This window comes from Phocaeicola sp. RTP21198st1_B8_RTP21198_201120, assembly GCF_040929485.1.
Lineage (GTDB): Bacteria > Bacteroidota > Bacteroidia > Bacteroidales > Bacteroidaceae > Phocaeicola > Phocaeicola dorei.
In genome coordinates this window covers 14,513-29,891 of record NZ_JBCOCI010000060.1, presented here as the reverse complement: position 1 = coordinate 29,891, position 15,379 = coordinate 14,513, and the positions used below count along the sequence as shown (strand labels likewise).

Annotated in this window: 15 protein-coding genes, 1 tRNA gene and 1 pseudogene; 10 read left to right on the top strand and 7 right to left on the bottom strand. The window is 39.9% G+C overall.

Features of this window, described 5'->3' with window-relative positions; genetic code table 11:
• The 3 genes from AB5935_RS17605 to AB5935_RS17595 form a co-directional block, all read left to right on the top strand.
• Positions 1-453 (top strand): glycoside hydrolase family 108 protein (locus AB5935_RS17605; protein ID WP_368327507.1); only part of this gene is annotated, 453 nt, incomplete at its 5' end.
• Positions 443-973 carry a hypothetical protein gene (locus AB5935_RS17600; RefSeq protein WP_202183616.1) on the top strand — a complete coding sequence of 177 codons (531 nt, stop codon included), beginning with the start codon at positions 443-445 and terminating at the stop codon, positions 971-973. The genes AB5935_RS17605 and AB5935_RS17600, both read left to right, overlap by 11 nt.
• Before the next feature lie 92 nt (positions 974-1,065).
• Positions 1,066-1,308, top strand: coding sequence for a DUF6965 family protein (locus AB5935_RS17595; protein WP_117696248.1), 243 nt, complete (start codon positions 1,066-1,068; stop codon positions 1,306-1,308).
• Between the two features lie 496 nt (positions 1,309-1,804).
• Here AB5935_RS17595 and AB5935_RS17590 read toward each other — a convergent pair whose 3' ends face one another.
• The 4 genes from AB5935_RS17590 to AB5935_RS17575 all read right to left on the bottom strand — a co-directional run bounded on the left by AB5935_RS17590 (position 1,805) and on the right by AB5935_RS17575 (position 4,700).
• A complete protein-coding gene (locus AB5935_RS17590; RefSeq protein WP_038609410.1) occupies positions 1,805-2,980 on the bottom strand; it encodes a tyrosine-type recombinase/integrase in 1,176 nt (391 codons plus the stop codon).
• 134 nt (positions 2,981-3,114) lie between these two features.
• A tRNA-Ala gene (locus AB5935_RS17585) sits at positions 3,115-3,188 on the bottom strand.
• 818 nt (positions 3,189-4,006) lie between these two features.
• Positions 4,007-4,216: a hypothetical protein gene (locus tag AB5935_RS17580; protein ID WP_007844115.1), complete on the bottom strand. Its 210-nt coding sequence runs from the start codon at positions 4,214-4,216 to the stop codon at positions 4,007-4,009.
• 169 nt (positions 4,217-4,385) lie between these two features.
• Complete coding sequence (locus AB5935_RS17575; RefSeq protein WP_007835905.1) at positions 4,386-4,700, bottom strand: hypothetical protein; 315 nt, start codon at positions 4,698-4,700, stop codon at positions 4,386-4,388.
• Positions 4,701-4,948: 248 nt separating this feature from the next.
• Between AB5935_RS17575 and AB5935_RS17570 the strand changes: the two genes are divergently transcribed.
• The 3 genes from AB5935_RS17570 to AB5935_RS17560 all read left to right on the top strand — a co-directional run bounded on the left by AB5935_RS17570 (position 4,949) and on the right by AB5935_RS17560 (position 8,796).
• Complete coding sequence (locus tag AB5935_RS17570) at positions 4,949-5,431, top strand: PepSY-like domain-containing protein (protein WP_007844114.1); 483 nt, start codon at positions 4,949-4,951, stop codon at positions 5,429-5,431.
• A gap of 67 nt (positions 5,432-5,498) precedes the next feature.
• Positions 5,499-6,818: an NAD(P)/FAD-dependent oxidoreductase gene (locus tag AB5935_RS17565; protein WP_007835908.1), complete on the top strand. Its 1,320-nt coding sequence runs from the start codon at positions 5,499-5,501 to the stop codon at positions 6,816-6,818.
• 313 nt (positions 6,819-7,131) lie between these two features.
• On the top strand, positions 7,132-8,796 hold the full coding sequence (locus tag AB5935_RS17560) for a long-chain fatty acid--CoA ligase (protein WP_008652089.1): 1,665 nt from the start codon (positions 7,132-7,134) through the stop codon (positions 8,794-8,796).
• 202 nt (positions 8,797-8,998) lie between these two features.
• Here the strand turns inward: AB5935_RS17560 and lipB are convergent, their stop codons facing one another.
• Together lipB and AB5935_RS17550 are read right to left on the bottom strand one after the other, a co-directional pair.
• Positions 8,999-9,649, bottom strand: a complete 651-nt coding sequence (gene lipB / locus AB5935_RS17555) for a lipoyl(octanoyl) transferase LipB (RefSeq protein ID WP_032936345.1) — start codon at positions 9,647-9,649, stop codon at positions 8,999-9,001.
• Between the two features lie 66 nt (positions 9,650-9,715).
• Positions 9,716-9,940: pseudogene (locus AB5935_RS17550) on the bottom strand (GNAT family N-acetyltransferase); the annotation flags it as partial.
• Positions 9,941-10,152: 212 nt separating this feature from the next.
• Here AB5935_RS17550 and AB5935_RS17545 point away from each other — a divergent pair.
• A complete protein-coding gene (locus tag AB5935_RS17545; RefSeq protein ID WP_368327506.1) occupies positions 10,153-10,854 on the top strand; it encodes an HD domain-containing protein in 702 nt (233 codons plus the stop codon).
• Entirely contained in the window at positions 10,851-11,399 is a 549-nt protein-coding gene (locus AB5935_RS17540; RefSeq protein ID WP_038609407.1) for a hypothetical protein, read from the top strand. Before AB5935_RS17545 ends, AB5935_RS17540 begins: the two co-directional genes overlap by 4 nt.
• Positions 11,400-11,486: 87 nt before the next feature.
• Here the strand turns inward: AB5935_RS17540 and AB5935_RS17535 are convergent, their stop codons facing one another.
• Positions 11,487-13,700: a heavy metal translocating P-type ATPase gene (locus AB5935_RS17535; RefSeq protein WP_080549559.1), complete on the bottom strand. Its 2,214-nt coding sequence runs from the start codon at positions 13,698-13,700 to the stop codon at positions 11,487-11,489.
• A gap of 178 nt (positions 13,701-13,878) precedes the next feature.
• Between AB5935_RS17535 and AB5935_RS17530 the strand changes: the two genes are divergently transcribed.
• Together AB5935_RS17530 and rsmG are read left to right on the top strand one after the other, a co-directional pair.
• A complete protein-coding gene (locus AB5935_RS17530) occupies positions 13,879-14,727 on the top strand; it encodes a DUF3298 and DUF4163 domain-containing protein (protein ID WP_007838633.1) in 849 nt (282 codons plus the stop codon).
• A 20-nt stretch (positions 14,728-14,747) separates the two neighbouring features.
• Entirely contained in the window at positions 14,748-15,374 is a 627-nt protein-coding gene (gene rsmG / locus AB5935_RS17525; RefSeq protein ID WP_007838632.1) for a 16S rRNA (guanine(527)-N(7))-methyltransferase RsmG, read from the top strand.
• The last annotated feature ends 5 nt before the right edge of the window (positions 15,375-15,379 follow it).

Here is a 15,379-nt window from a genome sequence, read left to right as displayed (position 1 = left end):
GACGATTTAGGAGGGGCTACCAATATGGGTGTGACCATTGGAACTTATGAAGCGTATTGCCGAAAGAAAGGCTATCCTAAGCCTACGGTTGAAAGATTGAAAAACATCACGAAAGAGGAATGGACGGAGATTTTGAAAACCATGTATTGGGACAGGTGGAAAGCTGACGAAATTAAATCCCAATCCATAGCTGATATCCTTGTCGATTGGATCTGGGCAAGCGGAGTGCACGGTATCAAAATACCGCAGGATTTGATTGGCGTGATTCCTGATGGCATTGTCGGGTCTAAGACACTTGCTGCAGTAAATTCCCGTAATCCACGTGAACTGTTTGATCAGATCAAGATTGCACGGTTTGATTTCATCGAGGATATATGCCGGAAGCGCCCTGCAAATAACAAGTTCAAACGGGGCTGGATGAACCGTATAAATGATATCTCTTATGTTGGCTAAGGTTATGAACTGGGTAAGCCGGCACATATTACTGGCTCCCTTCATGTGTCTGTTCCTGCTGTTTGCCTGTGGCAGTTCGCATAAGGCTGTCAAATCCGACACAGAAGTAATCAGGAAGGACAGCACGAGTGAATCGGTCAACATCGTACACGGATCAAGTACCTCTTTAAGAGAACTGATAACCACTAATGGCAGCTATGTGATTGATTTTCGAGTTTATGATACCCGAAAACCGCCCGATAGTCTGACCGGGAAACCTCCGTTATTGGCAGACGGTCATGTGGAAGGTGATTTCAATAAGAATAGAGAGAAGGAAACAGCAATCAAAGACAGTACGAAAGTGAAAGCTAACAAGGAAACCACTTCCGATATCCATGAGGAAAAACGGTCAGAAACCATAAAAGAGAAAAAAGAATCCACGTTGCTTAAACAAATCGGTTTTGCCTGTGTTTGTGTAACCGTTTTGATTGTCGTTATGCTGATAGTAAAGCATTGGCGCAACAGACAATCTTCATCATAAGACTTTAAATTTATAAATTGGACTGCCCCGGCTCGTGATGAGTCGGGGCTATTTTTGTTATCTTTGTCGCCTATAACATTAACTTATGTATTATGGCTGAAAAAGAATCTTATTCCGAAGAGGAATTGAATGAAATGATCGTATGGTTCAATAACCATGCTGATGAACTTCCAAAAGAAATGCAGATTAACAAAGCGGCTTTCACTCCGGATTTGAAACTTACTGTTGAAAGTTGTATCATGCAGGCTAAACAATGTCTGGGCAACTATAAGATGGCCGGGGCTTTCCGGATGCTCCAACAAATCAGAGAGAACCTTGAAAAGGCGGCCCAATAAGCTGCCTTCCCTACCCTTTTATAATCTCTCATCCCTATTGCTTACTTGAATTTTCCCATTTTGTTTTTTGTAAAGTCATATAAAATACCCATCTTTGCATTGCGTTACATTTTGAAGTAGTCGAGGCGTTGTCTCGTATTGAGCTACAGGCAATAATAATCGTCTGTAGCTTCTTCATATACGGTTCTGACCCCCGTGTGGAATATTAATGTATCCACTGTTTCGACTACGGAATGTAACGCAACGGGAAAGCGGAACCGTTTTCTTTTTCTGCTGCTAACGCAATTCTCATATGTCAAAATTCCCCCCCCCAATCACTTATCAGCTATCCAAAAAGTTTATAGGCTATGGACACTATGAACTTACAATTTCTTCCTCTGAGGGCACAAAAACGATTGTCACAGGGAGTATGGACTTGATAGAACGGCTAAACTCAGAGATAGACAAAGAAAAAGAGGAAGCGACTGCCGAAGCAATCGCTCTAGTTCTTAAATCCTCACTTTAGATTATCTAAAATCTTTCTTATTGCTTCATCAGCATGTTTTCTCATAATTCTGACATAATTAAAGATCGGTCTGTTGGATTTCATGCTTTGGCCTATACAATACTCCAAAGTTTCCAATGGTATGCCCAGCTCAAAACCATGTTGGACAAAGGATTTACGAGCTGAATAATATACGACATGCGATTCTATCTCCAGCCTCTCCCCTAGCCTTATAATTTCTTTTGTTACATAGTTACGAAAATTAGGATAAGAGTATTTATAACCAAAATCAAGCTTTCCATTACGCCCCATCCATCTTTTGATAATCGGTTTTGCTTCCTCAGGAATAGTGAAGCTGATCTTCATATCACCTTTCTTTGTGTTTTTTGATTTTTCACGTACATATTCCATAATTTTCGCATCTTTGAAATTGTATTGCATCAAGTCCATCAGATTGATACCTCCTAGATAATACGAAAGCATGAACACATCCCTGGCAACACGCTGAGACTTCTCTTTTATCTCCGCATCCCTTATCTTCTTTACGTCAGCTACCGAGATATCACGCTCTTTGGGCATTCCTGCCGGCCTTTCATAATATTCAAAAGGATGCGTGTCATATGATACCTTTTTATCCCTTATTGCTTGATTGATTATTGCCTTCAAATGTGCCATGTGCATACCACAAGTAACAGGAGCCAGCCTTCGGACATTCTTTAGATAAATGTCAAAGTCCTTTATGGTCCGGGGAGTAATTCCATCAAGCATTATATCATATTTGACAAACTCAATGAAGTAATCACTCGCCCTTTGATATAAGGAAGCAGTGGTCCTTCTCCCCTCTTTAATCAAATTCTGCATATAGTCAGCCGAAGCAACACTATAAGAGATAGCTCCCTGCTTTACCGAGGACAAGTATTCGACAAGTTGGGTACAAGTATAGGATGATGTGTTTATTTTATCCAAGGCATCCTGATATGAATTAAGTATTCCACGTAATTTAGCATTGACATGTGCAGCATCAGGAACACCTACCACCTGCCCTCCCTTAAAATTAGCAGTATTATCTATTTCAAATCGGGTAACGATGTATCTTGTTTCCTGTTTATGACCAATTGCTATACGAATTCTATGTTTGCCGTTTTTCAGCACCTTGGCCGGAACAACGGCAGCTTTAAGAGTTGTCATAATTGTTCTGGATTCGTTTTAGACAAGTTCTTTTTGCCAAAAGTGGCACAAACTGTCTTTTTTTTATCCAAAAACGAAAGCTGGAGAAGCTTAAGAAAGCACAAACCCCTCTGAAACAGAGAGGTTTATAATAGTGGAGCATGCGAGACTCGAACTCGCCACCTTTAGACTGCCAGTCTAACGCTCTAGCCAGATGAGCTAATACCCCGCGAAATAATAACGATGCAAAGATACATAGAAAATCAATACTACAAAGCTTTTGAGAAAGTTTTTTTCATGTGAACAAAAAATTTTATTTATCACTTTTGCATCAAAGAGTTACTGTTGCGTAAAATTGTTAACCAATAGTTGACCAAGTTTAATAGCACATAATAAGCAAATAGCCCCGACTTATCACAAGTCAGGGCTACCTAAATTTATAAATTTAAAGTTTTTATGAAAAATCATTGTTGTATCAATGCCTGTACACCATCGGCACAACAATAATCACAATAGTTATATAAACACACGTTCTAACTTAATTGTTCAAACAACATAAATTCTTTTTCCTTTTATGTTTGCCATATTACACAAAGGACAAAGGGAAAAACATTCAATGGATCTGCTACTCAAGCACCGGAAACAGAGAAGAACCAAAGGAATCTAACAAGACTTCAATGGCAAATATATTATAGACAAAAAATCACTATAAATTTATGTAACTAACCTCTGTTTATACAGAAGACTTCATTGGTGAGTTTACGATGTATTCAGCTAATGAATAACAACTATATGTCAAAAATGTACAGAATGGAAAGAAAAATTATACTGAAGCATCTTATAAAAAAGAATCATCGCTCAATCGGATGAAACCTGACATTATCCATATCAGCCCGGCAAAAAGCATGAAGGGAGAAATATACCGGAAATTCCTAGAAGAGAAAGAAATATTTATGTCCGCCAATAACGAACTCACCATAAATATAATCAAGGGTTGTATTTGACAACTCTGTGATTGACTAGGCAAAAAGAGGTGTAAAAGTTGTCTTAAACCTCCTCTATCGGCTTGGACCAAACTTCCTCTTTCGTTTCTTTACACATTACGGAAATAGTTCCTCCAACAAAATCCTTCACATATCCTTTGCGTTCAGCCAACATATCTTCAGCCATTCTAATAGCCTTAGCCTTATCCTTCAATGAAAATCCTTTATTAGCAAAATCAGTACCTTCTTTAAAATATATATCATAAGTTTCCATGGTATCATCTTTTTTAAATTCGAGTGGCAAAGATAAAATCTACAATTATTATGTACAAGAGATTTCTTAATTATTTTTCGAATATCGTCAAGAAACAATTTAACTAAAAAAAATCCCGACTTATCACAAGCCGGGAATTCATGTAAAAGCACTATTATAAATATACTAACTATTTCAAAATTTTACCATCTTCACCTAAGAACAATGTCTGTTCATGAGCATCACTTGTTAAAACATTAATTTTATAAATACGGCTTCCATCAATGCCATAGGTCATAAAAGCCTGCTTTATCATAGCACCTTCCAGTGCAAGCCTGTCCATCACAGCTTCCGGCAAATCATTCATATAGATTTCTGAAAAAACCAATTTCTTAGATTGTTGAGGCTTTTCCACTACCGGAACCTCTACCGGAGCCGCTTGAGCAAAAGAAACAGACACGCCTAAAGTCATTACTAATACCAATGTTACTAATACCTTTTTCATAATTATTTTGTTTTTTATTCATTTTTACCGATAGCAATAAAACAAGAAACGTGCCATAAATCTGCGTTTCTCAATACTTCATTAAAAATCAAGCATATACATATTTACATATCCATTTTTAGAAGTGTAGATACCTGTTGACAACACTACAAAAGTGTGGAAAAAGTCCACAAAATCAGATTTTATACCGGCGAACAAAAAGTATAACCAAGCTGTTTTATCAACCTCATCAAAACATTTAAATGACCATGAAGAAAAGATACTATTCTATATGTGTGATATTATGGGTACTGATCACCACCTTGTCTGCTACCTCTCCCACTACATTTCATATAGCACTGAAAAAGATATATCCGCATGCCATGAACGTAAGTTGGAGCCAACAAGGGAATTATTATGTAGCCTCTTTTACTCAAAATGGTTTTGAAAAAAAAGTATGGATGAACGGTAATGCCCAATGGGTGATGACTAATACCAATTTACAAACTACAGATCAACTGGCACCTAATGTATATAATGATTTTACATTGAGTCCATACGCCATGTGGACTGCCACCAATGTAAATCTCATAGAATTTCCTAAACGAACCACTCTGTACGTAATTACTGTTAACCTAAACAATTCGTCGGCCACCAAACAATTATTCTACACTCTGAATGGCAGGCTAGTGCAAACACGAGACGTAAGTTATATCAATCCTACATTATCCCCCGGAATTTTTAATTTCTAATAGCCATGACACTAAACATTTCACCCCGGTTATTTGTTATTATATACATAAAATAACAAATACCATTATGACTGAACAGATAACCAACATTCCCGACAAAGGAAATAAAAAAAGAATAGTCATTGTCGGAGGAGGATTTGGCGGGTTAAAGATTGCACGCAAACTGAAAAGACAACACTACCAAGTTGTGTTATTGGATAAAAACAACTACCATCTTTTCCAGCCGTTACTTTACCAAGTAGCCACATCAGGCATCGAGCCCAGTGCTATTTCATTCCCATTCCGCAAGATATTCAAAGGATACAAAGACTTTCATATCCGCATATGTGAAGTACAACAAGTACATCCTGAAGAACAACAAGTCACCACTTCCATCGGCAGTCTAAGCTACGACTATCTGATTATATCTACCGGATGCTATACCAATTATTTCGGCAACAACGAAATAGCTAAACGCACCATGTCCCTCAAGACCACAGCAGAAGCCTTGCATAATCGTAACCAAGTACTTGAAAGCTTTGAAAAAGCATTGAACACTAATGACTCCAAAAAGCGGGAGCAACTGATGACCTTCATTATAGTCGGCGCAGGAGCAACTGGTATTGAACTGGCAGGGGCACTAGCCGAAATGCGTAAATTCATCCTTCCGCACGATTATCCCGATCTAGACACCAGTACGATGAGAATCATATTAATAGATGGTGGTCCACGCTTGCTTTCCGCCTTCTCCCCCCAATCTTCCGAAGAAGTAAAAAAATACCTCACTCATTTGGGAGTAGAAATATTATTGAACCAACAAGTAAAAAATTACGAGAATAATATGTTGGTACTGGATGACGGGAATTTTATAGAATCAGCCAACGTTTACTGGGTAGCAGGCGTAAAAGCAAACAGTCTAGCAGGCCTTCCTGCCGAATGCTATGGTCCAGGCAACCGTTTGAGAGTGAATGAACACAATCAGATACAAGACTTTAAAAATATATTTGCTATAGGTGACACCGCACTAATGATTTCAGAAGAGTATCCTAAAGGACATCCGCAAGTTGTACAGCCTGCCATACAGCAAGCCATGAACTTAATAAAGAATCTGAGAAATATCGAAAAGGGCCAGCCGCTCATCCCTTTTAAATATTATAATAAAGGGTCTATGGCAACCATCGGGAGAAATAATGCAGTGGTAGAATTGCAAAAGATACGTTTCAGTGGATTTCCCGCATGGGCAGTATGGCTATTTATACACTTGATGAGCATAGTGGGGGTAAAAAACCGTTTATTTATTTTTATAGATTGGATGTGGAGTTATTTCACCTACGACCCATCCCTGCGACTTATCATCAAACCACAGCCTTCTAAAGAAGAGACAGAAAATAAAAGCAACGATAAATAAAGCTTCTTTATCGAGAAATCCCATAATTATAGAAACAATTTTCGAACTTGCCCGACTATCATTGAAACAAAGAGTATATCATGGTATCGGGCAAGGTTAACTCTTATTCTGGCAATTATAGCAACTATACTCCTTCATAGGACACGTCAACAATTGGCAAACGATTATAAACTAGCATTTTAAAGTAAAGGGATGAAAGGATCTACATTTTCAGGACGTTAAATTAATGTAAAAAACTGTTTCATTTCCCATCCCCCTTACCTCATTTTACTACTTTTGCGCACACTCAGCCTATAAATGTGCAAAAGTTATCATGGAACTAGAACAGAGTTTTATTGCTCTTATCGAGCAAAGTATAAAAACAAATTGGTATTTAAACGCTCTTACAGACTATAAAGGCATCACATTGCAATACAGAGATGTGGCCCGTAAAATAGAGAAAATACATATCTTGCTGGAAAATGCCGGCATTGAAAAGGGAGATAAAATAGCCATTTGCGGGCGTAATAGCGCTCATTGGACAGTAACTTACCTTGCCGTCATCACCTATGGTGCCGTAGTTGTACCTATTCTACATGAATTCAAAGCCGACCAGGTACACAATATTGTAAACCACTCTGAAGCCCGCCTGTTGTTCGTAGGCGATCAGATATGGGAGAACTTGAATGAAGCAGCTATGCCTCATTTGGAAGGTATCATAGAATTGAAAGATTTTGGCGTACCCGTATCCCGTTCGGAAAAACTAGCTTATGCCCGCGACCATCTGAATGAGATATTCGGACACAAATTCCCCTGCCGATTCCGTCCTGATGATATTTCTTATGAAAAAGAAAAATCAGAAGACCTAGCCATCATTAATTACACTTCAGGTACTACCGGATATTCCAAAGGCGTGATGCTGCCCTATCGCAGCATACTCTCCAACGTACTCTACTGTAAAGAAAAAATAGGTCTGAAAGCAGGTGACAGCGTCGTATCCATGTTACCTTTGGGGCACGTATTCGGCATGACTTTCGATTTTCTTTACGGTTTCACAGCAGGCGCCCATCTATGGTTTCTTACCCGTATGCCATCACCCAAAATCATAGCCGAATCATTTGCGGAAATCCGCCCGCGCGTTATAGCCTGCGTACCACTGATTGTGGAAAAAATATTCAAGAAAAATATTCTTCCCAAAGTAGACAACAAATTAGGTAAACTGCTATTACATGTTCCCATCATCAGTGATAAGATAAAAGAACTTATCAAGCAGAAGGCGATGGAGGTTTTCGGCGGAAATTTCATCGAAATCATCATCGGAGGTGCTCCTTTCAATGCCGAAGTAGAAGCCTTTCTAAAAATGATAGATTTCCCATACACCATTGCATACGGAATGACTGAATGTGGTCCCATCATTTGCCATAGTCATTGGACAGAACTGAAATTGGCATCTTGCGGAAAAGTTGCCGCACGTATGGAAGCCAAAGTACTGTCTCCCAACCCATCAGCCATTGCGGGTGAACTGGTATGCCGTGGAGCCAACCTGATGTTGGGCTATTATAAGAACGAGGAAGCGACACGGCAAGTCATTGACACTGAAGGATGGTTGCATACAGGTGATATGGCGACAATAGATGAAGACGGAAATGTTTTCATCAAAGGACGTTGCAAAAACCTGTTACTCACTTCTTCCGGACAAAACATTTATCCGGAAGAAATAGAGTCCAAGCTAAACAATATGCCATACGTATCAGAGTCACTGATTATTCTGCAACAAGATAAACTGGTGGGCCTAATCTATCCGGATTCCGATGATGCTTTTGCTCACGGCTTGAACCAATCAGACCTTGTACGAGTAATGGAAGAAAATCGCCTTGAACTGAACAAACAATTACCGGCATTTTCCCAAATAGCCCGCTTCAAGCTATATCCTGAGGAATTTGAAAAAACAGCCAAGAAAAGTATCAAGCGCTTCTTGTACCAAGATATAAAAGAATAAATCAAGGATGTATCAAAAGTAAAATGGCGTATCATTTTGCTAGTAGGAGCTAGGTTCGCTCACCCTAAAATGGTTTGCTTATGCATTTGGGCAGACAAACCCTGCCCCTACAGCTGACGACATGATAGCACGATCGGACTTTTGATACACTCACACCCCGTATGTATAAGGGTACACATACGGTATTATTTACATATCCTATTTACAAAAGTTCAGATAATTCGTTCTGCACACGTCCTGCCACTTCTTCCATAGGCACTTCACACCCCAATTCTTTCTGTAATGAAGTAACCCCTTTATCCATGAATCCACAAGGATGGATATAACTGAAATAACGCAAATCCGTATTTACATTCAGCGCCAATCCATGCATTGTCACAAAATGACTGCTTCTCACTCCTATTGCACAGATTTTCCGTTCCTGCGGAGTTCCCGTTGCCAGCCATACTCCGGTTGCTCCCTTCACTCGCCCAGCCTCGATGCCATAAGATGCGCAGACCCTGATCACCGCTTCTTCCAACACATGAATATATTCCTTCAACCCCAAATGATAATCCTCCAAATTCAAGATAGGATAACAAACCAATTGTCCGGGACCATGATAAGTAATATCCCCTCCTCGATCAATATGATAAAGGGTGGCACCAATCATTTTCAATTGCGCCTCCCCCAACAACATATTCGTCTCCTTTCCACTCTTGCCTAATGTATAGACATGCGAATGTTCTACAAAGATAATTCTATTTTCATACGTTTTTCCCACTTGTTTAGCTTCCACCACGGCATTAAATAATTCCGTCTGCCGCTCCCAAGCCTCAGAGTAGGGAACTAATCCCCAATTTTCAATTTTCATGATACCTCCCAGTTTTAAATGTAAAATAGGATAGGGTTCGCCCGATGCGTCTTTTGCATCCCTGCCAATAACCCGAAATCCAAAATGGCTATAAAAGCCGGACGCTTTCTTATTCTGTTCGTTTACATCGACATAACGTACATGGCAATGTTCCAAAGCATAACGTATCAATTGTTTTCCTATTCCCGTACCTATGGCACGCGGGTGAACAAAGAGCATTTCAAGCATAGTTCCATTAATGCCCATGAATCCTTCTATACCAGCATTGTCACGAATCATGTAAAGCGGCATACTATGAAGATAAACACTCCATACCAGTGGTTTTAACTTCTGAATATATGCTTCAGGTATGAAATGATGAGTAGCACGCACCGAAGCTTCCCATAAACAGGTCAATTCATCAAAGTCATCGGGTGTAGGTTGAATAATTTGATACATATTACTTTTTTCTGCAAAGGTGGGATAATTATTGTATATTTGCAACCCCAATCAAAAGAAAGAATATGTTGTCGTACATCAATGATTTTCCAATGGAGTTCCGCGACTATATCGCAAGTGAAATTATCCCACAATACGCTGATTTTGACAAAGCACATCGTGTAGATCATGTATTGAAAGTTATAGCAGAAAGCCTCAAATTGTCTCAATATTATGACGTAAACCGCATGATGGTGTATGTTATTGCCTCCTACCATGATCTGGGACTCTGTGAGGGACGAGAGTTCCATCATCTCATTTCAGGGAAAATACTATGGGCGGACAAGAAATTAAGGAAATGGTTCCCTGAAGAGCATATTTTGATTATGAAAGAGGCAGTAGAAGATCACCGTGCATCCAACAAGCATGTCCCTCGTAGCATTTATGGCAAAATTGTAGCGGAGGCCGACCGTATTATTGATCCGGACATTACCTTGAGACGGACGGTACAATATGGTCTTTCCAACTATCCCGAGCTAGACAAAGAAAAACAATACATACGTTTTCTGGCACATCTGAAAGAAAAGTATGCTGAAGGTGGTTATTTAAGATTATGGATACCTCAATCAGCCAATGCTGTACATCTGCAAGAATTACGACAACTGATAGCCGATGAGGAAGAACTTCAAAGAGTATTTGAAAAGATCTATTCACAGGAAACAGAAACGATACAGAATTTAGAAAATATCCCTATATTTGTCCGGAACAAAAAAAATAACAGTATATGAAAAAGCTGGTTCTATCCATTTCTATGTTTCTGATTGCCGCTACTACCTTTGCGCAGTCCGAAGTGGTAACAGATAGTATTCCGCCCATTTCATTGGATGGTTACAAGAATTTTAACGGATTTATGCTGGATATGGGTTCCATGATTGTGGCCCCTCCCCCTCTGATAGCCCCGCAACTTTATTATCAGCCTTACAACAATAATACAATTGCGAATTACAATGAAATATTCCGTCCCAATATGAATATCATTTATGACAGAGGGTCTTACAACCATGTATTTACCCCCATGTATCCGGGAATGGGAATCTATGGATTCGGAACAATGTCAATGCCTCCTATCTTACAAAGTGCAACCTTTAAATTGAAAAACGGATTACACATAACCACATACGGTGAATATGACGCTGACGGGAACAAAGTACGAAATCCAAGCGCATTGCCTTGGGAAAGAAATAATTTCAATGGAGCTTTCGAAATGAAATCAGAAAATGGGAACTTCGGAATACGAATAGAAGTACAAAGAGGGAGAAACAATCCTTTTTAAATTATAAACTAAAAAATGGAAAAATGAAAAGCAGCCATGCAAAACAAAATCTCCGCACGGCTGCTTTTTTATTTATTTTTAATTCAATCACAACTTTCTCCAATTCAGACTCAAGCTGTTCAACACTACACTGACAGAACTACATGCCATGGCAGCACTGGCAATCATCGGGTTAAGCAAAATACCATATAGTGGGAACAGAATACCTGCCGCCACTGGAATGCCTATCAAATTATAGATAAATGCCCAAAAAAGATTCTGATGGATCAACCGTACAGTTTTATAGGAAAGCTTAAAAGCTTTGGGTAACAACAACAAATCCGAAGTCATTAACGTAACCATCGCTACATCCATGGCAATATCTGTACCTTTACCCATCGCAATACTTACATTGGCACGGGCCAACGCCTGCGAGTCATTAATGCCATCGCCTACCATAGCTACGACTCTTCCTTCAGCCTGTAACTCTTTAATAACATTCTCCTTATCGGCCGGCAAAGCATCCGAAATAAAACGATTCGCATCAATTTCTCCGGCCACATTCTGTGCAGTAAGATGACCGTCACCGGTCAACAATACAATATACTTTCCACTCTCCTTCAATTGTTTGACCGCTTGTCTGGAAGTATCTTTTATTTTATCACTAATAGCGATAACCGCCAGCAATGTATTTCCCTCGCCAAAATAGACCAAACTCTTGCCACTCTTCTCATAATCCTCCACCATCCCTTTCAACAAGTCGGAAATTCCCGCTCCAAAATCTTTCAGTAACCGATGGCTTCCTGCCCAAAAAGTTTTATTTCCACGGGTCACCACAATCCCCCGTCCTGTCCGGCTCTCAAAAGAATCAATGATTGCCGGCTTCTCACCTTCCTTTTTCAAAGCCTCGACAATAGCCAAAGCCAACGGATGTTCCGATTTCAATTCAGCAGCATACAGAATTCCCTTATGCTCGTTCTGCCATCCGGCATCATGCAACCAGCCGGTCACCACAGGGCGCCCCTCAGTTACAGTACCCGTTTTATCAAGTACCACTGTATCCACTTTCCGCATCTGCTCCAAAGCTACTGCATCCTTTATTAAAATATGTGATTCGGCCCCTTTACCAATTCCTACCATCAATGCAGTTGGAGTAGCAAGTCCCAAGGCACACGGACAGGCAATAACCAAAACAGACACTGCTGAAAGCATAGCGTAGGAAAAGTCATCCGCTCCACCTGCCACTATCCAAATAAAGAAAGTAAAAACAGCCACAGCAAGAACAACAGGAACAAAAACCGCTGTCACTTTATCCACAATACGCTGGACCGGAGCTTTAGACCCCTGTGCTTCCTGCACCATGCGGATAATCTGTGCCAACACCGTATTTTTCCCCACCTTTTGAGCAGTCATAATAAATGCACCATTCTGATTGATAGTGCCAGCCAGCACCTTATCACCCTGCTTTTTCTCTACAGGAATAGGTTCACCGCTTATCATGCTCTCATCTATAAAGGTATTTCCTCCGACAATGACTCCATCCACCGGAATTTGCTCGCCGGGACGGACGCTCACCTTATCGCCGACCTGGAGGTCGGCGATCAAGATATCCTCTTCCCTGCCGTCTTTCACCACACGGGCCGTCCGAGGTTGTAATCCCATCAGTTTACGAATAGCTGTGGAAGTTTTTCCTTTTGCTTTCTCTTCCATCAGTTTGCCAACCAATACGAAAGCTATTATAACAGTGGCAGCTTCATAATATACATGAGGTTCCAATCCGCGGCTGTACCAAAATTCGGGATAGAACGTATTAAACAAACTGAACAAAAATGCGATGGAGGTGCTAAGTGCCACCAACGTATCCATATTACTGGTACGCTGAAGCGTCTGTTTCCAGGCATTCATATAGAAAGAACGCCCCGAATATAAAATAACAGGAAGTGAAAGCAACAGCATCCACCAGTTTACTCCCGGAACATTCATCAGAAACATCCCCAAAACAGCTACCGGTAAAGCAAAAATCCAAGCAACGATAGTCTTCCGCTTCAACAGTCCGTAATAAGATTGCTCCGCTTCCTCTTGCTCCTGTACAGAGTTATCCTCATCTATTATCAAATCAAAACCTATTTTCATCACAGCCTCTTTCAGTTGTTGCGGAGACACAATATCCGGATTATAAGTCACCGTCAAAGTAGCCGTCGCCAAATTAACCGATGCATTTTCCACGCCTTCTTGCTTCCTTACAATTTTCTCCACGTTGCCGGCACATGCCGCACAATGCATTCCCGTAACGGGATATAGTTTTTTTGTCATATCGTTCATATTCATTTCTTTACTTATTTATTATAGCTTATCAACGGACAAATTTAGCAAAAAGTTCATGCAATCTTGTTGCAAACAGATAAATATATTTTCGCTTTTTAGATGGACATTTCACGAAGTTATTCTATATTTGTGGAGAAAGTTAGGATAAGTAATCCATGCAAATAAACAAAAAGTTATGAAAAAAAGAAATCTCGTATTGTCTGTTATGGCAACTTGCCTTGTATCCTGCTTTTTATTATCGGGATGTAATGGACAAAAACAAATTGATAGTGAAACAGTGAAAACTGTAAAGGTGGAAGAACAAGCCCATTTACAAGATGACACAGTCTCTCCCACCTGTCAGATTACTATTGATTATAGTTATTTAGCAAAATCTGATGCTGCGGATAGCATAGTACAACGCATCAACCGCACCATACAAGCCCACATTTTGGGAAAAGAATATACCCGGATGAATCCGGAAGTCGCTGTAGATTCTTTTAAAAATACCTACATTAACAACTACCGCAAAGATGTGAACGAGTTCTATCAGGAAGATATAAAAAATGGAACTCCCAAAGACGAACTTCCCACATGGTACAATTATGAATACGGACTGACCACCTATTTCAGCGAAGGCAAAGAAGGCATTCTGAATTTCATTGCAGAAACTTTTGAATATACAGGCGGAGCACATCCCAACTCATGGAACAAATGGATGAATTTCGAAAAAAATACCGGCAAACTACTTGCTTTGAAAGATGTATTTATGGCAGGGTCGGAAAAACCGATAAGTGACATGCTGCTGGAAGAACTGATAACAGAAATGGCTACCCGTTTGGAAGACAGCTCCATTACCTCACTGGAAGGACTTCAGAATGCAGGCATCTTGAATTCTACCAATATGTATGTACCCGACAATTTCTTGTTAGAAAAGGAAAAAGTATCTTTCCTGTATAACAAATATGATATCGCTCCCTATGCTGTAGGAATCATCACCCTTTCTTTACCCTACACATCGGTAGAAAAATATATGATACATTAAATAACGATTTTAAGTATAGAATGGAATTAATACTGAAATATTTCCCTAACCTCAGCGAACAGCAGAAAACACAGTTTGCCGCATTGTATGATTTATACACGGATTGGAATAGCAAAATCAATGTAATCTCACGCAAGGATATCGCTAATCTGTACGAGCATCATGTATTGCACTCGCTAGGCATAGCCAAAGTAATAAACTTCACCCCTGATACCCAAATTATGGACTTGGGCACAGGGGGCGGTTTCCCAGGTATCCCTTTGGCCATCTTATTCCCTGAAGTCCAATTTCATCTGGTGGACAGTATCGGAAAGAAAGTGAAAGTAGCTACAGAAGTAGCCAATGCTATCGGACTGAAGAATGTCACTTTCCGTCATTGCCGCGCCGAAGAAGAAAAAAGAAAATTCGACTTCGTAGTAAGTCGTGCTGTCATGCCTTTGGGCGATTTAATAAAAATTATCCGTAAAAACATCAGACAAGAACAGCATAATGTCCTGCCCAACGGGCTGATTTGCCTGAAAGGCGGAGAGTTGGAACAAGAAACAATGCCCGTGAAGCACAAAACAATGCTTTATGATCTGAAAGATGAATTCACAGAAGATTTTTTTAAAACTAAGAAAGTGGTTTATGTAACCATCAACGGTTAATAACT